The sequence below is a fragment of the Virgibacillus sp. LDC1 genome, from assembly GCF_025792345.1.
GTDB classification, from domain to species: Bacteria; Bacillota; Bacilli; order Paenibacillales; family Paenibacillaceae; genus Paenibacillus_AQ; species Paenibacillus_AQ lautus.
Genome location: NZ_JAOXLZ010000001.1, coordinates 3,523,930 through 3,546,175, shown reverse-complemented (window position 1 = coordinate 3,546,175; position 22,246 = coordinate 3,523,930). Strand labels below are relative to the sequence as shown.

14 protein-coding genes are annotated in these 22,246 nt (G+C 50.8%); 12 read left to right on the top strand and 2 right to left on the bottom strand.

Annotated elements, in window-relative coordinates; translation table 11 throughout:
- Positions 1 to 78 precede the first annotated feature (78 nt).
- Positions 79 to 1,614, bottom strand: a complete 1,536-nt coding sequence (locus OHJ21_RS15965) for a methyl-accepting chemotaxis protein (protein WP_486020512.1) — start codon at positions 1,612 to 1,614, stop codon at positions 79 to 81.
- A gap of 183 nt (positions 1,615 to 1,797) precedes the next feature.
- On the opposite strand from OHJ21_RS15965, the gene OHJ21_RS15960 reads away from it, so the two are divergent.
- Complete coding sequence (locus OHJ21_RS15960; RefSeq protein ID WP_100538562.1) at positions 1,798 to 2,706, top strand: LysR family transcriptional regulator; 909 nt, start codon at positions 1,798 to 1,800, stop codon at positions 2,704 to 2,706.
- 257 nt (positions 2,707 to 2,963) lie between these two features.
- On the opposite strand, the gene OHJ21_RS15955 is transcribed toward OHJ21_RS15960, so the two are convergent.
- A complete protein-coding gene (locus OHJ21_RS15955) occupies positions 2,964 to 3,797 on the bottom strand; it encodes a helix-turn-helix transcriptional regulator (protein ID WP_486020510.1) in 834 nt (277 codons plus the stop codon).
- A gap of 198 nt (positions 3,798 to 3,995) precedes the next feature.
- Here OHJ21_RS15955 and OHJ21_RS15950 point away from each other — a divergent pair, with 198 nt between their 5' ends.
- The 11 genes from OHJ21_RS15950 to OHJ21_RS15900 all read left to right on the top strand — a co-directional run bounded on the left by OHJ21_RS15950 (position 3,996) and on the right by OHJ21_RS15900 (position 22,110).
- Positions 3,996 to 6,497: a M60 family metallopeptidase gene (locus tag OHJ21_RS15950; protein ID WP_486020509.1), complete on the top strand. Its 2,502-nt coding sequence runs from the start codon at positions 3,996 to 3,998 to the stop codon at positions 6,495 to 6,497.
- Between the two features lie 165 nt (positions 6,498 to 6,662).
- Positions 6,663 to 7,853, top strand: a complete 1,191-nt coding sequence (locus OHJ21_RS15945; protein WP_100538559.1) for a glycine C-acetyltransferase — start codon at positions 6,663 to 6,665, stop codon at positions 7,851 to 7,853.
- Between the two features lie 16 nt (positions 7,854 to 7,869).
- Positions 7,870 to 8,838: an NAD-dependent epimerase/dehydratase family protein gene (locus OHJ21_RS15940; protein WP_100538558.1), complete on the top strand. Its 969-nt coding sequence runs from the start codon at positions 7,870 to 7,872 to the stop codon at positions 8,836 to 8,838.
- Between the two features lie 33 nt (positions 8,839 to 8,871).
- Entirely contained in the window at positions 8,872 to 9,441 is a 570-nt protein-coding gene (locus OHJ21_RS15935) for a helix-turn-helix domain-containing protein (RefSeq protein WP_100538557.1), read from the top strand.
- A gap of 165 nt (positions 9,442 to 9,606) precedes the next feature.
- The gene (locus OHJ21_RS15930; RefSeq protein ID WP_486020508.1) at positions 9,607 to 12,906 is read left to right on the top strand and encodes a M60 family metallopeptidase; all 3,300 of its coding nucleotides are present in this window, start codon (positions 9,607 to 9,609) and stop codon (positions 12,904 to 12,906) included.
- Positions 12,907 to 13,139: 233 nt separating this feature from the next.
- Entirely contained in the window at positions 13,140 to 14,747 is a 1,608-nt protein-coding gene (locus OHJ21_RS15925) for a type 2 periplasmic-binding domain-containing protein (RefSeq protein ID WP_100538556.1), read from the top strand.
- Positions 14,748 to 14,827: 80 nt separating this feature from the next.
- A complete protein-coding gene (locus OHJ21_RS15920) occupies positions 14,828 to 15,775 on the top strand; it encodes an ABC transporter permease (protein ID WP_100538555.1) in 948 nt (315 codons plus the stop codon).
- 15 nt (positions 15,776 to 15,790) lie between these two features.
- On the top strand, positions 15,791 to 16,669 hold the full coding sequence (locus OHJ21_RS15915; RefSeq protein WP_100538554.1) for a carbohydrate ABC transporter permease: 879 nt from the start codon (positions 15,791 to 15,793) through the stop codon (positions 16,667 to 16,669).
- A 10-nt stretch (positions 16,670 to 16,679) separates the two neighbouring features.
- On the top strand, positions 16,680 to 18,380 hold the full coding sequence (locus tag OHJ21_RS15910) for an alpha-L-fucosidase (protein ID WP_100538553.1): 1,701 nt from the start codon (positions 16,680 to 16,682) through the stop codon (positions 18,378 to 18,380).
- 154 nt (positions 18,381 to 18,534) lie between these two features.
- Positions 18,535 to 20,901 carry a helix-turn-helix domain-containing protein gene (locus OHJ21_RS15905; protein WP_486020507.1) on the top strand — a complete coding sequence of 789 codons (2,367 nt, stop codon included), beginning with the start codon at positions 18,535 to 18,537 and terminating at the stop codon, positions 20,899 to 20,901.
- A gap of 36 nt (positions 20,902 to 20,937) precedes the next feature.
- A complete protein-coding gene (locus OHJ21_RS15900; protein ID WP_394054358.1) occupies positions 20,938 to 22,110 on the top strand; it encodes a glycoside hydrolase family 88 protein in 1,173 nt (390 codons plus the stop codon).
- Positions 22,111 to 22,246: the final 136 nt, after the last annotated feature.

Here is a 22,246-nt window from a genome sequence, read left to right as displayed (position 1 = left end):
GAAAGCGCGAAGTGCTTAAGGGACAGTCCAAGCGACTGTCCCATTTTATGGTTATGGAGAATGCAGGACTCCCCACTTTCACTCCTTCAAACGTTCTATAATAAGATTTAAATCGGCAACCAGCTTGGTCATGATGTCGGCTGCATCCGAGACTTGCTTAATGGATTCAAAATGTCCCCGGAACGCTTCGACGATTTCATGAGTATGCTCCGCCGTTTCACTTGTAAACTGGGTCATTTCTTGAATGGACTGATTCATTTGGTCGGAACCCGTATTTAACTGCTGTGTGGATGCGGAGATTTCTTGCATTTGGAGCGCTACCTGCTTTACGGCATGATAGATTACTTCGAATGAAGCCTTCGCCTGATCTACAACCTGCAGCCCGGTGTTCATGTTGTGGTCCACTTGGCCGATGCTGCCTAACAGATCGGCGGTTTCTCTATGTATAGTCCGGATCAGCTCCGTGATTTCCTCAACGGAGGCGGAGGATTGCTCGGCGAGCTTGCGGATTTCACCCGCTACAATCGCGAACCCTCTACCGGCCTCGCCGGCTCTTGCCGACTCGATGGAAGCGTTTAATGCCAGCAAATTCGTCTGGCTTGCAATACTTTGAACCACCTGCAATATATGTCCGATCCGGGCAATATGGTGGTTTAACGTATTTACCGCCTCTTGCGATCTAGTGACGGATTGACCGGTATTCCTGATCTCGGATACGATATTACCGATCATATGACTGCCGAACTCTGCTTGTCTGGCGGATTCTTCGGATGCAGCTGCGGCTTCTGTTGCCGAAGCTGCCACATGCCGGATTCCTACGGCAATATCGCCAATGGCGGCGGTATTCGCTTTCATAACATGTAACTGATGATGTGCTCCGGCGGCTACTTGTTGAACAACTCCGCCAAGATGCTTGCTGATCTCTGTGCTGTGCCCTGATTGACTGCTTAGCTGCAGCGCCGTGTCATTCAATTGGAGGGAGGTCTGCGACAATTTCGATGTGATCTCCTCAATGATCGCGGCACGCTGTTGATGCTGCTCCTCTTTTAATAATGCTTCGATCTTCAGTGTGCTGAGAATTTGCCAGCTGGTTGCTGCCGATGTGAAGATCAGGAATAAGGCATGTATGAGAAGCATGGTGAGCGAGTAACTGGTTGTTCCGAACACAAGTTCAGGAATGACCAGATAGCCAAGCAAATGGTGTATGGCAAATATAGCCGTCATCAATATGATAAGTCTTATATCTTTATAATAGGATAATGCAGCAACAACCATAAAGATGGAAAAGTGAAATTCGACGTGACCGCCTGCGCCGGCAATCATCGAAACGCTTCCAAGCGTAAGGATGAGCGTGTGGAAGTACGGAATCATCGGATGATCCGAACGTCTTGCATAGATGGCCAAAGTTATTGCCAGTAGAACAATAGGGAGGGCAAGCAGCATATACAATGTAGGGCCGAACTGACTCTCCATCTCGGATGATGTGAGCATGCCATGTGCATGCATGGTGTGATCAAACAGATGAAATTTCCGGGCGAGCAGATGTACGATGCCGGCAATAACCATGACGGCCAGTGAGACTGAATTCATAAGCTTGTTCTTTTGTTTCAGCATAAAAAGTTTATCGCGCTCCTTATCTTTCGATATAATGACATGAAAACCTCGATATATCCTACCGTATTTGACAGGAGTTAGCGTTTTCCTTCAAATCGAGATATATAATTTTAAAACATGAAAAATGGTTCTATACGATTTATTTATCGGTATCTGAATTCAAAATTAAAGAGGGGGATATTCTTGACCTTACAGCAGCTGAAATACGCCATTGAAGTAGCCAATCGAGGCTCGATGAATGAGGCGGCCAAACGCTTGTTCATTTCTCAGCCCAGCCTGTCCAACGCGATCAAGGATCTGGAAGAGGAGCTCCGCATTACGATATTCGAGCGGACCAACAAAGGCATATCATTGTCCAAAGAGGGCGCGGAGTTTCTAGGATATGCACGACAGGTGGTAGAGCAGGCCGAACTACTGGAGGGGCGTTATCTGAACGCGAAGCCTTCTCCGCAGCATTTTTCGGTATCCACACAGCACTATGCCTTTGCGGTTAATGCCTTCGTGAAGCTGGTTCAGGAATACGGACAGGATGAATATGAGCTGGCATTGCGGGAGACGAAGACTTATGAAATCATCCAGGATGTCAAGACCCTGCGCAGCGAAATCGGCATTCTGTACCTCAATGAATTTAATGCCAAGGTGATCAACAAGCTGTTGAAGGATGCAGGACTGCAGTTTACCAGCTTGTTTACGGCCAGACCGCATATTTTTATCAGCATCAAAAATCCGTTGGCCAAGCAGTCCATCGTGACCATTGACGAGCTTCAGAATTATCCGTATTTGTCATTTGAGCAAGGGGAATACAATTCGTTCCACTTCTCTGAGGAAATCCTCAGCACGCTGTCCCATAAAAAAAGCATCCGGGTCAATGACCGCGCGACCCTGTTCAATCTGCTGATTGGTCTGAATGGCTATACGATTTCAACCGGGGTGCTGAGCGCTGACCTGAACGGGAACGAGATTATTCCGGTTCCGCTCGCATGCGATGAGACAATCAACGTCGGATGGATCAGCCATAAGAATGCGACCCTATCCAAGCTTGCTGCCGCTTATGTCGAGGCGCTGCATGAAGCGATATCCACCAGATTTTGATGGGTATAGCTTCCAGCTATAGTTAGCTATAGTTTATAAGAGTTACTGTACAACGACAGCAGTATGGTATACCTTTCTTACAGAGAAATTTTTTTTCGGTGAGGGGGAGGAACCATAGATGAGTAGAGCAGTAGAGAATGCATCCAAAAGAACGGTGACCCCTGAGATTTGGAACTCGTAATCAAATAGTCATCCCTCATATCCCCCCTGGGAGGTATCGGAAAAGGATTCCGATAACCCGCTCAGGGGGATTTTTATTAGCGGTTGGACATGATCTGGTTACGGAATTCCCCCGGCGACATGTTGGTGGACTGCTTGAATACCCGGCATAAATAATGGACCTCCATTCCCACCTTCCTCCCGATTTCCTCCAGCGTCAAATCCGTGGTCATCAGTAGACCTTTTGTCTTCTCGATCCTGACTTTAATAATATACTGCACAGGTGTCATCTTCATTTTGGATTTGAAGAAGCGGATGAAATAGTTGGGATTATAATGGATAAGTCCTGCCAGCTGTTCCACGCTGACGTTATCTTTGATGTGCTCCTCGATATACTGGAATACCGTGTTCAGCTTCTGCATATCGGGCAGCATGGACAGCGAGATTTGGCCCTCGGGAACGATGTCAAGATAATGTCGGACAAGCTTCATCAGTATTTCGTTCCTTTGCAGTGGGGCGGTCCAGGCGCTGCTCCGATAGGCATCGATCAGTTCCTTGAATAACAGCTCCATATATGACTCGTCCGGCACATCCAGCACGTGGGGAAGATGAATCAGCTGAAACAAGTTCAGCGTGTCCACCTTGGCGGTAAAATGGCACCAGAACTTCCTGTAGGTATTGTCGCCCACGACAGAGATGGAATGAAGCGATCCGGCTGGCATGAGCACGATTTGCCCGGGGGAGGGATGATATTCTTGTTCGTCGATCTTAATCCAGCCTTCCCCTTCCCTTATAAAATAAAGGGCGTTATAGGACGGCCTCATATTAAAGAAGCGCCAGTTCTGGGACACTTTATCAACCTTGGCAATGGATAAGCGAAGATTCGCGTTAGCCAGGTAGTTCTGAATCAACTTCAGGTGGTTAATATCCATTGGCTGCCCCCTACCGGTTGTGTATTTTGGATACATTGATGTGTTTTTTATGCATTTCAAATCCGAGCGGCATTCATTAAGCTAAATGAGAAATCGCATTCCATGACATATCAAGGGGGAGGAAATGAATTCAAAGCTTATGGCTGATCTGCCATTCCATCAGGATATCAAAGGAAATCGAGGAGGAATCGTTAAGGAATGATGATGATGAAACGGATTAAGAAATACGCAGTAATCGGGTCCGCGATATTATTAATGACCGCATCCATTGCATCTGCCGAACCTGCGGAGATCAGTAAACGGACGGTGACGGATCCTGCTATGGCAAATACCGCCGGGATGCCCGAAATTGAATCATCCGGAGCGACTGATTCCGCTTGGTCGGCAGGAACGCCACTGGACGTACTTAAGAACGATTTCAGCATATTTTATAAGGATTTGCAAGCGATTCCATATTTCGCTGGCGGCGGTGTTGCTGCAGTAGGGGATACGGCATTCAATATCAACGTGCCCGATTATATTCCAACGATTTCGGCAGCCCGTTACGGCAAAGGGCGTATCGTTGTCGCGGGGAGCAAGGAGTATTTCAATCTGACTGAGTCGGCGGGTGATACTGCCGGTAAACTGGCCCGGAATATTTTATGGTGGCTGACGGAAGATGCCACCACGAATCAAGGTCAAGGAAACGATTATACGAACCGCTATGAAGATGCATTGAAGAAATCTGGGAAGAAGGTTCGATTGATAACGACCTCCGCCGGGCTTACGGTAAACCCGGATTTGCCCATTGAATTGGTGAAAATCGACAGTTGGGATTCCGTAAACCTGAATCCGCAAAAATACGCGGCAGCCTATGTAGACCCAACGATGAAGGAAAAGGATCTGGATGCGCTGGATCAATATCTAAGGTCAGGCGGCGGCATTGTCGTGGCGGATAACCTGAGCGGCATCGAGGGAATAACGCGTGATACCCCTGAGGAAATCGTGCTTCAGGTCGGTAATCTGAGGGGAGCCAGACTGAGCCGTGATTTTGCGATTCAAAAGCTGCTTAACCGGGCCGGGCTGACGCTGATGAACCGAGGCTCGGAGTCTAGTGTGGGCGAATCGGCATTGACCTATGAGCAAGCCAACAAACATCATATCAAGACACGGCTTGCTCAAGGCAAGGAAGTGGAAGAGGGAACGATCACTTACGATCAAATCGATATCGGCCCGCCGGGCACCCCTGCGAACAAAAAACAGGAGCGGCTCTACCATATACTAAACGAGACACTCGAAACACTATCCAGCGAATCCCCGCTGTACGCTTGGGCAGATACGGAGGCCGGCAGCCTGCCGCCCGCCGTGTTCCCGATCCAAAAATTTCAGCAGCCCTATACGAATGCGCTGCATAACTTCCGCTTCAGTCATTTTACCTTGGATCCGGCCAACGAGAAATCTCCGTATGCCGACGCATTTCCGGGAGTAGTTTCGGAGGAAGCGGTCATCGTGAACGACCGGGAAGTCGAGGTCGACTTTGATTTCCCCAATACGATGTACACGCACGCCCTTCCGTCGAAAAACTGGATCAGTACCGGATTGTATGCACCCCCCGGTAAAGTGATTACGCTTGAAGTACCGGAAGGCGTGGAGCATTTAACGGTTCAAATCGGTTCGCATGATGACGATTTGAGAGGATCCGGCAAGTGGGGACGAGTTCCGCTTATCGTAAACCACCAGAAGCTGACCCCGGGCATCCATCAAGTTAACAGCCCATATGGTGGCTTCATATATCTCATTCCCCTAAAGGCGAAGGATGATTTCCGGGCAACCGTCAAGATCAGCGGTGCGGCGGAAGCACCGTATTACGTGCTTGGCAAGACTACGCTTGAGGAATGGGAGAGCATTCGCACCGGGCCGGTTGCCGTCCCTTTTGCGGAGCTTCAAGGCGAACGTATTATCCTGACGTTCCCCTCGGATTTGATTCGCCAAGTAACCGACCCGGAGGAGTTAATGCGGACCTGGGACGAAATCTACGACAGTTATGATGAACTGGTAGGTCTTGATCCGGACAGGGCGATGCCGCATACCGCTCATCAATTGAATCGCCGTTACGTCGCCGACGGACAGATCTCATCGGGGGCAATGCATGCGGGATATCCGATCATGATGCCGTTCAGTTATGCGGCCAACCTGCTGGATGTCCATTATGTAAAAACAAGCGCTTGGGGATTCTGGCATGAACTTGGGCATGAATACCAGCAGCGGACATGGACCTGGAGCGATGTCGGGGAAGTGACCGTTAACCTGTTCTCACTTTATACCCAAGAGAAGTACGGGAATGCCTCCGAACTATTGAAAATCGGGAATGACGGCAAGAATTATTATGACCGGGGAATCGAATTTGTAGAACGTCATGATCCGGCAAAAAAATACGGTCAAATCGGCAATTATGAAAGACTGGTGATGTTCAAGCAGCTTCAGCTTGCTTACGGCTGGGAATTCTATACCCGGATATTCGAGAAATACCGCGAATTATCCCGCGATGAAATTCAAGGCACGGTCGATACTTTTGCCGTCATAGCTTCTCAAACGGCTGGAGAGGACCTGACTGAATTTTTCGACAAATGGGCAATAGGTCTGACGGAAGACGGAAAAGCAAGGATTGCCTCATTGAATTTGCCTAAGCCGCAAACCGATATTTGGACGTTAAGAGAATAACCATGAAGAAGCCATGCTTTCTCGATTGAGGAAGCATGGCTTTTTTGTTTATGCAATATAACATATTTTTGTGCAGGATATTGCATGCATGTGACTTTTTGCATACAATGGAATGGTAAATGATATGTACGTTAAGATACTTCGGATCCACGGGAGGAATTTCATATGTCCAGTCAATCGTTAAGCGCTTTCTTACAGGATAATCTAACGGAACTCAAGCAGCAAGGGCTCTATAATACCATCCAGCCTCTTGAAAGTCCGAATGGCCCGCTTATTACCATTCAGGGTCGTGAATTCGTGAATTTATCTTCCAACAACTATCTCGGACTGGCGAATGATGAGCGATTGAAAGAAGCGGCCATCCGGGCTACGACCGATTTCGGGACCGGAAGCGGCGCTGTTCGCTCCATCAACGGAACGCTTGCACTTCATGTAGAGCTTGAGGAGAAGCTTGCGCAGTTCAAGGGAACCGAAGCGGTGCTGACGTATCAGTCCGGTTTCAATTGCAATATGGCGGCGATCTCGGCGGTGATGGGTGCCGGGGATGCGATTTTGTCGGATGAATTAAACCATGCGTCCATTATTGACGGCTGCCGATTGACCAAGGCGAAGGTTATTCGTTTTAACCATTCGGACATGGACGATTTGCGTTCGAAAGCGAAAGAAGCGAGAGAATCCGGTTTATATAACAAAATTATGGTTATTACCGACGGCGTGTTCTCGATGGACGGCGATATTGCGAAGCTCCCCGAAATCGTGGAGATTGCCGAAACCTATGATTTGATCACTTATGTAGATGACGCGCATGGATCGGGTGTACTTGGAAACGGTGCGGGTACGGTGAAGCACTTCGGTTTATCGGAGCGGGTAGATATTCAGATCGGCACGCTGTCCAAGGCGGTTGGAGCCGTCGGCGGTTATGTTGCCGGATCCCAGGATCTGGTGAATTGGCTCAAGGTCCGCAGCCGACCGTTCCTGTTCTCCACGGCGCTGCCTCCAGGCACCGTAGCCGCTTGCATCACGGCTATCGACATCCTGCGGAACAGTAAGGACCTTCAAGAGAAGCTGTGGGAGAACACGAGATACCTGCAGGAAGGGCTCAAAAATCTTGGCTATTCTGTCGGCCGTACGGAAACTCCGATTACGCCTTGCATCATTGGAGATGAAGCTACCACCCAGAAATTCAGCACCAGATTGTACGAAGAAGGCGTGTATGCCAAATCGATTGTATTCCCGACGGTGCCAAAAGGCACGGGAAGAGTTCGGAATATGCCAACCGCCATCCATACGAAGGAGATGCTGGATCGCGCACTTTCCGCATATGAAACCATCGGACGCGAGCTGGGTCTGATCTAATAAGGGGGCACAAGTGATGAAACGAATTATGGTAACCGGTGCGCTCGGTCAGATTGGCTCAGACCTGGTGGCAAAATTGCGGAAGATATACGGCGAAGAAGCGGTTCTCGCAACGGACATTCGCCAAATTCAGCATGAAACGTTGCAATCAGGACCGTTCAGAATACTGGATGTAACCGACCACCACGCTTTCCACGAAGCGGCCAAAGAGCACCGGGCGGATACGATTATCCACCTGGCAGCCCTGTTGTCCGCCAAGGCAGAATCCAATCCTGCCCTGGCGTGGAACCTGAACATGGGCGGTTTGTTAAGCGCGCTCGAGACGGCACGGGCATTATCCTGCCAGTTCTTTACGCCGAGCTCCATCGCGGCATTCGGAGCGGACACCCCGAAAAGAGCAACGCCGCAAGACACGCTGCAGCGCCCGTTAACGATGTATGGAGTCAGTAAGGTTTCCGGTGAGTTGTTGTGTGACTACTATTACCATAAATTCGGAGTGGATACCCGCGGATTGCGCTTTCCCGGGCTGATCTCCCACTCCGCGCCTCCAGGCGGGGGAACGACAGATTATGCGGTTGAGATGTATGTAGACGCCATCCGCAATGGCAGCTACACTTCTTATATTGATAAAGGGACCTACCTTGATATGATGTACATGCCGGATGCGATTTCCGCCATCATGACATTGATGGAAGCGGATCCGTCCAAGCTGAAGCACCGTAATGCCTTTAATGTCACGGCAATGAGCGTTGATCCTGAGGGTATTGCGGCCAGCATCCGCCGGCACATACCGGATTTCAGCCTCGACTATAACGTGGATCCTGTCCGTCAAGCGATTGCGAATGAATGGCCGGATTCCATCGATGCAACTGCAGCACGCGAAGAATGGGGATTTGATGTACAATATGATTTGAACCATATGACCGATGATATGGTGTCAAAGCTTATGGAGAAGCCGCAAGCGGATCAGAGCAAGATCAGTTAACGGCTTAGTTTCAGAAGGAGGATATGGTTACACTTGGAACCCATTCATAAAAAGGTAGGGAGAAATCTGCAAGCCATCCGCAAATCACGGGGCCTCAGCCTCGATAACGTAGCCGAGTTGACCGGTGTAAGCAAAGCCATGCTGGGACAGATCGAGCGGGGGGATTCCAACCCGACGATCTCCGTATTATGGCGCATCGTTAGCGGCCTCGGCATTTCATTCACCACGCTCATCGAAGAGGCGGAAACCGAAGTAACCGTGGTATCACCGGAGGACGTGGAGCCTTTTCACGAGGCCGAAGGCGCGTACCGGGTATACCCTTTGTTCTCCTACAACCTGCGCACTAAATTTGAGTCCTACATGGTTATGATGGATCCGGGCTGCGATCACGGATCTGAAGCTCATAATGATGGCGTTGAGGAGTATATTTTTGTACATCAGGGGGAGCTGGAGCTCTGGCGCGAAGACGAAAGCTACACCGTGCCTGCCGGAAGCTCCGTGCATTTCTCGGCTAACCGGCCCCATCGGTACGTGAACCCTGGCAACGAGACAACGAAATTTTACACGATTATTTTCTATGCGGATGCCGCAGCCAGGGGCTGATCATTAGAAACAGTTATACCGTTTGATTACCGTCAACCGAATATTAAGAAAAGTTAGTGCCGCCCGGAGAAAATACAGCCCGATTTTAAAAATCGACTGTATGGTGTTCCGGGCGGCCGTTTTATATTTAGGACGTGGGAGAAGAGGCCGCAGGGGGAGGTGGAATTGAAATTATTCGTTTTTCATTGTGATTACAAAATCATTGACAAAGGAGTTGAACGGTTGACTATGGGTTTCCACACCAAAAAGTGGCTGAAGCTGTTATTGGCAGTTGCGTGCGCGCTTGTGGCCGTTCCGCCAGCAGGAACGACACTGATGGCGGCCAATGGTATGACAGAGCAGGCTGATGTTCATTTATTAGACTCAAACACGGCCGCGAATATGGCGACCCAACAGGATCTGGATGTTATTTACAAGGATTTGTCCGGTTATCCGACGGTATCGGCCACGTATAACGGGGGGGTTGCCGCCATCGGAGATCAAGCCTTCGTTCTGGCGGTCAACCCCGACACGACGCCAATTCTTGCGGCTGCCCGTTACGGAAAAGGCAAAGTCGTTGTTGCAGGCGACGATTCTTATTTCAAGTTTACCCCCGATATTACCGATGAGCGGAAGACGGTGGCCCGTAACATCCTCCTGTGGCTGACCGAGGATTCCGAGACGTTGACCTATCAGGAGGCATTGGAAGGCAAGGGCCGATTACCCATGTTGTCGGCAACGTGGAAGAATTATACCATCGAAACCGATGTGCCGATCGATCTGGTCCGGTTGGAGCAATTCACGCCTGAGCATTTGGATCCGTCCCGCTACCCCGTAGCTTATGTTGACGGCACGCTGAAGGATAGTGAGATCGACGTCCTCGAGGATTACGTCGCGCAGGGTGGTCATGTCGTAGTCCCCTTAAAGGGATGGGTGATGGAGCAGTATCCGCATGTCTTTCTCGGGAATGAATATCAGGGCCGCTCGGGCAGGCTCAGTGAGGATTTCCCGGTACAGCGCCTTTTGAACCGGATGGGTCTTGGTCTGATGAACAATACGGCATCGACTCGAACGGAAACTTTGCCTAAATTGACGCCAGAGCAATCCGCCAATTATCACTCGCTAAAGCTGCTGGAGCAGGCTGAAGCGATTGAGGCAGGAACGCTGTTGCCAGATCAGGTGAACGTCGGGCGGCCGGGCGCCGGCGCAGATAAGAAGCTGCAGGTCATCGCTTCGGTGACCGGTGGAACCGTCAGCAGCATCACCCCTCAAAGTCCGCTGTATGCCGTGATCGAGCAGGATGCCAGCGATTTGGAGTCCCAGCTTACGTTTCCGCTGGATCGATCCAAAGCGCCCTATACCAGTGCATTGTTAGCTTTTCAATTAGGGCGGATCGGCAATGATCTGACGGCACCCAAATCCCCTTATGCCGATCAATTTCCTGGAGCCGTTCCGACGGACGCCCCGCGGGTGACGGGACAATCGGTTCACGTGAATTTTGATTATTCAACCTTTGACTATTTACGTCAAGGCACGGTTCCAAAGAATTGGATCAGCACGGGGATATACGCGCCGGCCGGGGAATGGGTGACGGTTCAGGTCCCTGAAGGCACGCAGCATCTGGATGTGCAGGTTGGGGCACACACGGACAATTTGACAAGTAAAACAGAATGGGAAAGACCTCCGGTCATAACGCAGCGAAAATCGCTTCTTCCGGGTGAAAATCGGATTCGCAGCCCGTATGGCGGTCTGATTTACCTGATTCCGACCAAGCCGCAGCCTGGTGTTGAGACGAATATTGAAATCAGCGGCGGGGTTCAAGCGCCGTATTATATCCTTGGAGAGACCTCTCCCGATCAATGGGAGAACGCTGTTCGTGATTATCCTGCTCCCTGGGCCGAACTGCAGGGACGCAGAGTGATCTTGACGCTTCCGTCAGAGTATATCAGGCAGCTTGGAGATCCGCAGCAATTACTGGAGAAGTGGGACGCGATCGTGGACTATACAGAGGAAGTTGCAGGGCTTTCCCCGAATCAACCGCTGCCGCATAAGAGTATAGACCTTCCGTTCCGTTATGTTGCGGATCGACAGATTAGCGCGGGTTATATGCATGCCGGCTATCCCATCATGTTCCACATTGATCCTTCCGCGGGTCATGCCGTTGACATATCCCGCGTAACGCAAGGTGGATGGGGCTTCTGGCACGAGACCGGCCACGAATATCAGCAAGGAGCTTGGAACTGGAACGTAACGGGCGAAATTACCGTTAATATTTATTCTTTATATGTCCAAGAAAAATTCGGCAACAGCAGCAACTTATTGATTCGGAACGCGGAAGGAAAGGACTTCTACGACCGCGCATTTGATTATATCGAAAGCGACATACCAAACAAGTCGTTCGGCAGCTCGGGCCAGCTGGATCTCTTCGGTTATCTCGTGATGTTCCGTCAGCTGTCGCTAGCTTACGGGTGGGATTTCTACGCTGAGCTTCATAAGGCGTACCGGGAGCTGCCAGCATCGCAGCTGCCTGCGACGAACCAAGAGGAGATCGATACGTTTGTGATCATGGCATCCACCATCGCAGGTGAGAATCTGACGGAGTTCTTTGACAAATGGGCGCTGCCGTATTCCAAAGAAGAAGTTCGTTCCCGCGTTGACGCCCTGAATCTCCCGATGCCTTCGCAGGAGGTGTGGCGGCTGCGGGAGACGCATACGCTGAACGCTCCTCCCGAGATCAAGGCCGACATGGAAGCCGAATGGAACCGTGAATCGGTGAAGCTCACCGTTGCCATGACAGCGGAAGCCGAAGCGGCGGGCATGCGAAGCCAGTACAAGATTGGATCCGAGGGCAAATGGACGGATTACACGGCTCCCATACTTGTAGAAGCGGAAGGCGAGACAACGATACATGCCCGGGCGGCCGCGATGTCGGGCGTGACAAGCGACGAGGCTTCCAAAACGGTGAAGATCGACCGGACCGGGCCGGAAATTAGGGCAAACGTGACCCAGTCCGTATACCAGACCGAGCGGTTCACCATCTCACCTCAAATCACGGACTCATTAAGCGGTGTATCCGGCGTCATCGTGGAACTGGATGGCAAGGAAGCTGCAGAAACGCTGGTTAGAGACCCGTTAACGCTAACGGCCGGACCGCACACTCTTCGGATTATGGCCGAAGATGCAGCCGGGAATATCACGGCTCGCGAATACCCATTCGAAGTCGTTGTCGATCAGCAACAGCTCGACGATATCGTGAGAGCAGGGGAAGAGAAGGGCTGGATCGACAACCATGGCATCTCCCAAAGCTTATTGGCCAAAATCGCGGATTTCCAGCAGCACCCGGCCGGAAGCGAAGCCGCCGAAGATGCGCTGACTTCGCTGGAGCACGCCATCAAAGCACAGCAGGGCAAGCATATCGATGCAGGCTTCGCGGAGCTTCTTCTTGGGGACATAGCCTACATTCGAAGCCGAAGCGAGGTTTCCTAGCAGCTTACCTTCATGCAAGGGGCGGCCTTTCCGGCCGCCCTTTAAATCTTTCAAGACCATGCAATCACTAAAAAAATCAGTCCGAGATTAAATTTAGACCATGTACCGGCTTAAGAAAGTATTGCACAATTAGAAAACACGGCAGTGTTCAACCGCCAAACGGATCTGTAAAGTAGGTGCATAACAAACAAGAAGATCGCACAGCACGCGAATAAAAAGGGAGGCGAATGATATTGAAGTTAAACAGGTTTAAGCCATTCTGGATCGTTCTGCTCGCTGCCGTCACAGTCATGACGGCGGCCGGCTGCAGCGGCCCGGACAAGGATCAACCGGTAGCGAAGGAAAATCCTGAATCCCCACCGGTTTTATCGCAATTAAGTTATTGGGTGCAGATGGTCAGTCAAGTATCCGCCACGATGAAGAGTTATAACGATATCGAGGCGTATAAGGAACTGGAGAAGGTCACCGGCGTGAAGGTGGATTTTCAGCATCCGCCGCAGGGTCAGCAGGCTACGGAGCAGTTCAACCTTATGATGACCTCGGATAAGCTTCCGGATGTCATCGAATATTCATGGGCCGGTTACCCTGGCGGTCCGGAAAAGGCGATCAAGGACGGCAAAATTATCAAACTCAACGATTTGATCGATCAATATGCCCCGAATTTTAAAAAGGTGCTTGAGGATAATCCGGAATGGAAAAAAGAAATCATGACCGATGACGGCAGCATATACGCGTTCCCTTTCCTGCGCACCGACGACAGGCTCAAGGTATTTCTGGGACCGACGATCCGGCAGGATTGGCTTGATAAGCTTGGACTTTCGATGCCAACCACCATCGATGAATGGTACGCCGTGCTGAAAGCATTTAAGGAGCAGGATCCGAACGGCAATGGTGAGGCTGATGAGATTCCGCTGTATCTGGCAAAGGGCGATGTCGATACAACGACAGCATTTCTCGGCGCATGGGGAATCAATGCCGGATTTTACCAAGAAGACGGGGAAGTAAAATACGGTCCGACGGATCCGAGATTCAAGGAGTTTTTAATGCTCATGAACCAGTGGTATAAGGAGGGACTGCTTGATCCGGACTTTGCCACGACCGATGCGAAAATGCTGGAGGCGAAGATCACCGGCGGGCAGATCGGTTCCGCCATTCTATACACAGGCAGTGGGATCGGCAAGTATGGAACGCTGATGAAGGATAAGGATCCGAGCTTTAGGCTGGTGGCAGCCCCTTACCCTGTGATGAACAAAGGCGACAAGCAGATTTGGGGTTATAAAGACCACGCATTTACCGGGGTAGGGGCGGCGATAACGACCAGCAACAAAAACCCGATCGAAACCGTCAAGTGGCTGGATTACGGATATTCCGAGGAAGGCACCCTGTTGTTCAACTTCGGAAAAGAGGGCGTCAGCTACACGATGGAGGACGGCAAGCCGGTGTTTAAGCCGGAAGTGTTGAACGACAAGGCCGGGCTGCCGCTGATCCAGTCCATGTCCAAGCATAACCGCGCCACTTTCAGCGGACCGTTCATGCTCGATATTCGGTTTGATGAACAATATACCACCGAGCCGGATCAGCTGGAATCCAAGATCATCTGGGCCGAGCCGACCATGGAGAAGAAAATGCCGCGCACAACGCCGACCCAATCCGAGAGCAGCCGCTATGCCTCCATTATGACGGATATCAACACATACAAGGACGAGATGTATTTGAAGTTCGTTATGGGTGCCGAGCCTTTGGATCAATTTGATAAGTACGTTAAAACGATTGAAGGCATGGGGCTGAAAGAAGCGCTTGAAATACAGCAGAAAGCCTTGGAGCGTTACGGACAACGGTAGATCGCCCTGGAGCGGCGGAAACATTCTTTCTGTCTCAGCCGCTCTTGGCGTGCAATTTATTTTTGGAGGGAGGGATTCGATTGTCTGCTGCGCAGGATTATCTCCTTGAGCATCGCAAAGGGAAATGGTCAACGATTGTTAAAGATTTGAGACGGAACAAATTCGTTTACATACTAGCGATACCCGTCATTCTGTACTATGCCGTCTTCCACTACGGCCCCATGTACGGCCTGCTGATGGCTTTCAAAGACTTCAGCATCGCTGACGGCATTTGGGGAAGCCAGTGGATTGGCTTTGAGCATTTCCGCAATTTCTTCGACAGCTATTATTTCGAACGCCTTCTGCGCAATACTGTGCTGATTAATGTTTACGAGCTCATCTTTGCGTTTCCGGCACCGATAATCCTGGCCTTGCTGCTGAACGAAATCCGCAGCCGCCTGTTTAAGCGTACGGTCCAGACGATATCCTATTTGCCGCATTTTGTATCCATCGTCGTCGTGACCGGCATCATGTTCGATTTTCTCGCAAGAGACGGCTTGATTAATCAGCTCCTGGGCTTTTTCGGTATAGAATCGATCCCGTTCATGAGTGAAGCGGGCTGGTTCCGCCCCCTATATGTCGGCTCCGGCATTTGGCAGGGCGTGGGCTGGGGATCGATCATTTATCTGGCGGCGATCGCCACCATCGATCCGACCTTGTACGAGGCAGCCAAGATGGACGGGGCAGGGCGCTGGAAGCAGATGCTGCACATCACGCTGCCGGGCATGCTGCCGACCATCATCATCATTTTTATTCTCAATATGGGCTCCATGCTCAGTGTGGGCAGCGAGAAGGTGCTGCTGATGTACAGCCCTCTTACCTATGAAACGGCGGACGTGATCTCGACCTTTGTATACCGGAGAGGGGTTCTGGAGACGGATTACGGCTTTACGACCGCCGTCGGATTATTTAACTCGGTGGTCAGCTTTATCTTGCTGGTTCTGGCGAACTCGATCAGCAAGCGGGTCAGCGAACATAAACTTTGGTAGAAAGGGGCGTCGGTCATGGCAAACAAATTATCCGCCGGAGAAAAAATATTCACCTGCTTCAACGCGCTGATCATGATAAGCCTGTGTTTCGTCACCCTATACCCATTCGTATATGTTGCCTTCGCTTCGGTCAGTGATCCCGCTTCCCTGGCCCAGCACCGCGGGCTGCTGTTGATGCCGCTCCATATCAATTTCGACGCCTATAAGGCGGTGTTTGAAAATCCGATGATTACGACGGGTTACCGCAACACGCTGATCTACGTCGTTGTAGGCACGGTCATCAATCTGGTGGCTACCGCTATCGGCGCGTATGTGCTGTCCCGCAGAAATTTGTACTTCAAAAACCTGCTGATGATGCTGATCGTCATCACCATGTTTTTCGGAGGCGGCCTGATTCCGACTTATCTGCTGATCAATAATCTAGGGATGCTGAACACGATCTGGGCGATGCTTATCCCGGGGATGATCGGGACGTTTAATATGATCATTATGCGGACCGCCTTTCAGTCCGTCCCGATAAGTCTTGAGGAATCGGCGAAAATCGACGGTGCAAGCGATCTGATTATTCTGTTCCGGATCATCATTCCACTGTCCATGCCCGTCATCGCGGTCATGGTTTTATGGTATGCCGTGGGGCACTGGAATTCGTATTTCGGCGCGCTCATCTACTTAAGGGACCGGGAGTTGTTCCCGCTTCAGCTCGTGCTGCGCGAAATCCTGATTACCAATACAACCGACAGCATGATGACGGAAGCCTCGGGAGACCGGATCGCTATCGCGGATACAATTAAATATGCGACGATTATCGTATCGACATTGCCCATTCTGCTGCTGTATCCGTTTTTGCAAAAATATTTCGTCAAGGGCGTTTTGATCGGCGCCATTAAGGAATAGGAGGAGAGCGATGACGGACTCATTGGAAACCGCATTGGAAAGAAAGAACCGGATGCAGTGGTGGAAGGAGGCCAAATTCGGCATGTTCATCCACTGGGGCGTTTATTCTCTGCTGGGGCAAGGGGAGTGGGTCATGTACTTCTCCAAAATTCCGGTCAAGGAATACGAGAAACTTGCTGCGGAATTCAATCCGGAACAGTTTGATGCCAAGGCATGGGTGGCTTGCGCTAAAAGGGCCGGCATGAAATATATCGTCATCACGGCCAAGCATCACGACGGTTTCGCCATGTACCATTCACGGACGGATCCGTTTAATATCGTCGACGCTTCTCCATTCGGCCGAGATCCCTTGAAGGAATTATCCGAAGCCTGCAGGGTGGAAGGAATCCGGCTCTGCTTTTATTATTCCCATGTGATTGATTGGCATCATCCGCACGCGATCCATGACACGTACAACAATCTATGGGACTACGAGCTGGAGAAAAAAGCGTTCTTCAGCTATTGGAACCATAAAGCGAAGGGGCAAATACGCGAGCTGCTGACGGAATACGGCCCAATCGGCCTGCTCTGGTTCGACACGTCCGGGGGATTGTCGAAGAAGGAAAGTGAAGCTATCGTGAGCATGATCCGCGAGCTTCAGCCCGAATGCCTGATTAACAGCAGGGTGAGCCATTGGCCTGATTTCGGGGATTATCAATCCAAGGGAGATAACGAAATCCCGATGCATGGCGAGGAAACCAGGGAGTGGGAAACGCCGATGACCCTTAACCAATCGTGGGGGTACAGCACCAAGGATCAAGTATGGAAATCGGCGGATGCTTTAATCCGCAAGCTGGTGCACATCGTCAGCAAGGGCGGGAATCTGCTGCTCAATGTCGGTCCGACAGAAACAGGCGTGATTCCGGCAAAGTCGGTTGAACGTCTGGAGGAAGTGGGTGCCTGGCTTGAGCGAAATGGAGGGGCGGTATACGGCACCAGTGCAAGCCCGTTCCCCTATGAACTGGAATGGGGGGCCGTTACGGTGAAAGGGGAGATGGTTTACCTTCATGTATTCAATCACTATTGGCCTGCTGAAGAACTGGTATTGAACGGAGTGAAAAACAAAGTTAAAAAAGCTTACCTGCTGGCGGACGGGAACGCCAGTGGCCTCCCTGTGGAGCAGAGCTATCATCTGGAAACGGATCATTATGCGATGCGGATCCGGCTGCCGGAGCTTCCCCCGGAAGATTATGTGTCGGTTGTCGCATTGGAGGTCGAAGGCGGGCTTGAGGTAGACCGGGGATTTATTCAACAGGCACAGGACGCCATTAAACTGGATTTGGTACTATCGGAAATAACGACAGGCAGCGGGATGAACGAGGCCCGGTGGACCTTTAAGGCAGCATCGCCCGGCGTGTTTGAAGTCGTGCTCGTTAATTTCAAAAAATCCGGTGCCGTCTGGGAAAAAGAATATGATCATGAAGTTACCGTCCGGGCAGCAGGGCAGACGGCAGCTTGCGTTCCCAAAGAGGATGTGGTCGTCAGCGACTCCATATCCTGTCAGCATCCGTATACCGAGGTTCACTCGTCGATCGGTCGCATCGTGATTGAGCAACCGGGCACTTATGCGTTGACGTTATCGACGAAGCTTGCCAAGCCGAAGCCGAACGGACCGGAAATTTGGCAGGCGGCGTCCGTGAAGCTTCGTTCGGTGCGATTGGTTCAGGTGTAGAACCTTGCTGTACCCAGCCTATAGGCTTCACGTATGCCGTCAAACGGGAGGTTTGCACTTATCTTTTGTGATCGGATTTTAAAGGGTTAGGAAGGCAGTTTGGCGAAGGATTCAAGATGATAGGTTTCCATACATTTTCTTGGAGGAATGCGTCATGATCTCGATACCCAGCCTTCTGCCCGGCAAGCGCAAAAGCAGCCGGGGACGTGTCTTGAAAACCATGATCGTTTCGTATATGTTCATACTTTTGCTGCCGATGACCGTTGGACTGTTTCTGTATGAACGGGTGGAAAACGTGATGGAAAACAATGCGGAGCGTTCAAATTCGGCGATGCTGGAGCAGCTGCGGCTTTCCATGGACAGCAAGCTCAAAGAAGTGGATATATTGGCGAAGCAAATCATGTTTAACCCCAAGCTGGCTAATCTGCTGAACCTTGATCGGCATGATCAAGGGGAATCGTATCGTCAGGTGGAGTTCGTCCGCGATTACCTGAACCGTTATCAAACATTTGTAAGCGGATTCGTAAAGGATTTCTATGTTCACCTGCAGTCGGGAGACGTCATCTTGAAGCCAGGCATGCGAACCGATGCAAGAGCCTTCTACGACAAGTATTACCGATTTGAAAATATGGATTTTGAAACTTGGAAGCAGAGCATGCTTGGCCGCTACCACAACATGTCATTCCTGCCCTCCGATGTGCTGCTGCAGAATCCGAACCAAGGTAACGGCAACCCGGCGGACGTGATCACCTACGCGCAATCACTTCCGGTCCATGATGTGTCCGATATCCGGGGAACGCTCGTTATCATGATCGATGGGCAGCAGGTTCAGGAGATGTTCCGGCAAATCGAGTCCGCAAATGACAGCGAGATTTATATAGTCGACGGGGAACACAGAGTCATCGCAAGCTCCTCGGGCTCGGAACTGTCCGCACAGGTGACGGAAAGGCTTGCCGGGTCATCGGGATTGTTTAAAGAAATGCTGAACGGTACGGACAGTATGATAACATTTACGGAATCCAAGGAGGCGGGATGGCATTACGTGTCCGTTATGCCGATGGATAGTGTCATGGAGCGAGTGACGCAGCTGAAAAGAATGGCTTTGTCGGTGTTTATCGCATCACTTCTCGCAGGAGCAGGCGTCGCATGTTGGTTTGGGTACCGCCAGTATAGCCCCATTAAACGCGTGGTTGATGCCATTCTCCAGGGAAAGCCCATTCAGGGTAAACCAGCCACCAACGAATATGATTTCATATTGCAAACGATCGAAGGATCGTTTGTAGAGGAGCGGGATCTGAGGGAGCGATTGTTCCGGCAAAGCCCCGTCATCCGAGCCGATTTTCTGTCAAGGCTCATTCGCGGTTACATCGATCCGGATCACGCAGGGAAGGAGGGAGGGCCGTCTTTAACGACCATGGGCATCCACTTCCGGTCCGATATGTTTGCAGTCATCATCGTTCAGGCAGTGGATATTACAAGGCTGTCGCCGGAACCATCGGAGCAAGATTGGACGCAAATCCGGTTTATTGTCTCGAATATCGGCACGGACATTGCGAATTCGGGCCACCAGGGATTCGCCGTCGATATGGAACGCGACCGGGTAGCGTTCCTGGTCAATTTCCATCCAGTTGAGAGCGGGGAGGCTCAGCTCTTCCTTCATGAATTTGCCGAACGATTTCTCCGGGTACTGGAGGATCGTTTCCATATTTCCGTGACGATTGCCGTTAGCAGCATACACACAGGAAACGGAACAATCGGCAGTGCTTATCTCGAAGCCATGGCCGCTCTGGATTACCGAATGTTCAGCGGAAGAAATTCCATCATTCACTTCGGTCATGTGCGGGACATTAAGCATCATTATTACTATCCGATCGAATTCGAGACGCAGCTTGTCAACCATGTGAGAGGCGGAGACAAGGAGAACGTCGCTAAGCTGCTGGACAATATTTATACGATGAATTTTAACTCGGCGGGCATGACCCCTGAACTGGGCAGATGCTTGTTCTTCAATATCATAAGCACATTTCTGAAAATACTGAATTTGACGAACACGGATCATGAAAGCCTGCTGGGCCCGAACTTTGACCCTGTAAAGCATATATTCGGTTGTGCCACAAGTGATGAAATGCAGGCTGAGACGAAACGTTTGTATGAAAAGCTGACCCGTCTCTTTCATACGGAGCACAGCGATCATAGTATCCAGCTGCAACGGGATATTATGGCATTCATCGATCGGAATTTAACCGACTATAATTTAGGACTCGGTATGATTGCCGATCATTTCGGCATGACGCCTCAATATATCTCGAGTTTCTTTAAGAAGATGAATCGATGCAATATCACCGACTATATTACCCGCGCGAGGATTGAGAAAGCGAAGACATTGATGGAGCAATCGGAACTGACCAATGCGCAGTTGGCCCAACTGGTTGGCTATACCAATGATGTTGTGTTCATCCGGGCCTTCAAGAAGTTAGAGGGGGTCACCCCCGGCAAATATCGGGCGAGCGCTAGCGGATAATAATGTTGAACGCGAGAGAGGAGTGGCCAATCAGAAATGGAAGCGATTCAGGAACCTTTAAAATACGGCGAGGTAACGACATGGACGCAGCAAAGGACCGAAGCCGCCATCGAATTCGTTCTTCATCGGATCGATCAGAATTTAGACATGTTCTCCAATCGGTTTCCGTCCCCTGCCAGCCGCAATAATATCTACGAGACAATCGGCAACACGGAATGGACCTCGTCATTCTGGACCGGAATGCTGTGGCTGGCTTATGAAGTCACGGGAGATGCCAAGTACCGGTCGACTGCGGAGCTTCAGCTCCACAGCTATAAGGAGCGCGTGGAGAAACGAATCGCCACGGAGACGCATGATCTGGGATTTTTGTATTCATTGTCCTGCGTTGCCGCATATAAGCTGACCGGGAATACAGAAGCGAGACGGATTGCCTTGGCCGCAGCAGACCTATTAATGGAGCGGTATTTCGAGAAAGCCGGTATCATTCAGGCTTGGGGTAAGTTGGACCAACCGTCACAGCGCGGCCGAATGATCATCGACTGCTGCATGAATTTGCCTTTGCTCTATTGGGCGACGGAGGAAACCCGCAAACCGGAGTATCGTCGTGCCGCCATAAGCCATGCACAGCAATCCGCTCGTTATTTGATCCGTGAGGATTCCTCAACGTATCACACGTATTATATGGATGTCGAGAGCGGAGAACCAAGGTTTGGGCAAACGTCCCAAGGATATTCGGATCATTCGTGCTGGTCCCGCGGTCAGGCCTGGGCCATTTATGGTTTACCGCTCAGTTATGCATATATGAAGGAAGAATCGCTGCTGCATGATGCGGAGCGGGTAACGAATTACTTTTTGAATCGGCTGCCTGAGGATTATGTGTGTTATTGGGATTTGATATTCACCGAAGGGCTGGAAGAGAGAGACAGCTCGGCCGCCGCCATTTCGGTATGCGGAATGCTGGAACTGGCAAAGCATTTGCCTCTCTCACACCCGCGGCGCCGTACGTACGAGAACGCGGCACTGCGCGTTTTGGGGGCATTAAGCGATCGCTATACGACGGTATCGCTCCCAGGATCCAACGGCATTCTGCAGCATGCGGTGTACGGAAAGCCGCTCGGCAACGGAATTGACGAATGCTGCATTTGGGGGGACTATTTCTATTTTGAAGCTTTGGTAAGGGTCTATAAAGATTGGGATATGTACTGGTAAATGAAGAGGATTCATATTCAAAAGACAAAAGTGAATGTATGCGGTACCCCTGCATCAGCGTGGCTGATGTTAGGGGTGTTTTGTCTGTCTGTTTGGTTATGTTGACAAAATAAATTAACTCGTGTTAATTTATTTA

Bases quoted from the DNA above. Each gene is read 5' to 3' on its own strand.
- OHJ21_RS15915 (WP_100538554.1), top strand. From the start codon at position 15,791: ATGGCAAACAAATTATCCGCCGGAGAAAAAATATTCACCTGCTTCAAC.
- OHJ21_RS15900 (WP_394054358.1), top strand. From the start codon at position 20,938: ATGGAAGCGATTCAGGAACCTTTAAAATACGGCGAGGTAACGACATGG.
- OHJ21_RS15910 (WP_100538553.1), top strand. From the start codon at position 16,680: ATGACGGACTCATTGGAAACCGCATTGGAAAGAAAGAACCGGATGCAG.
- OHJ21_RS15955 (WP_486020510.1), bottom strand. From the start codon at position 3,797: ATGGATATTAACCACCTGAAGTTGATTCAGAACTACCTGGCTAACGCG.
- OHJ21_RS15965 (WP_486020512.1), bottom strand. From the start codon at position 1,614: ATGCTGAAACAAAAGAACAAGCTTATGAATTCAGTCTCACTGGCCGTC.
- OHJ21_RS15950 (WP_486020509.1), top strand. From the start codon at position 3,996: ATGATGATGATGAAACGGATTAAGAAATACGCAGTAATCGGGTCCGCG.
- OHJ21_RS15905 (WP_486020507.1), top strand. From the start codon at position 18,535: ATGATCTCGATACCCAGCCTTCTGCCCGGCAAGCGCAAAAGCAGCCGG.
- OHJ21_RS15940 (WP_100538558.1), top strand. From the start codon at position 7,870: ATGAAACGAATTATGGTAACCGGTGCGCTCGGTCAGATTGGCTCAGAC.
- OHJ21_RS15945 (WP_100538559.1), top strand. From the start codon at position 6,663: ATGTCCAGTCAATCGTTAAGCGCTTTCTTACAGGATAATCTAACGGAA.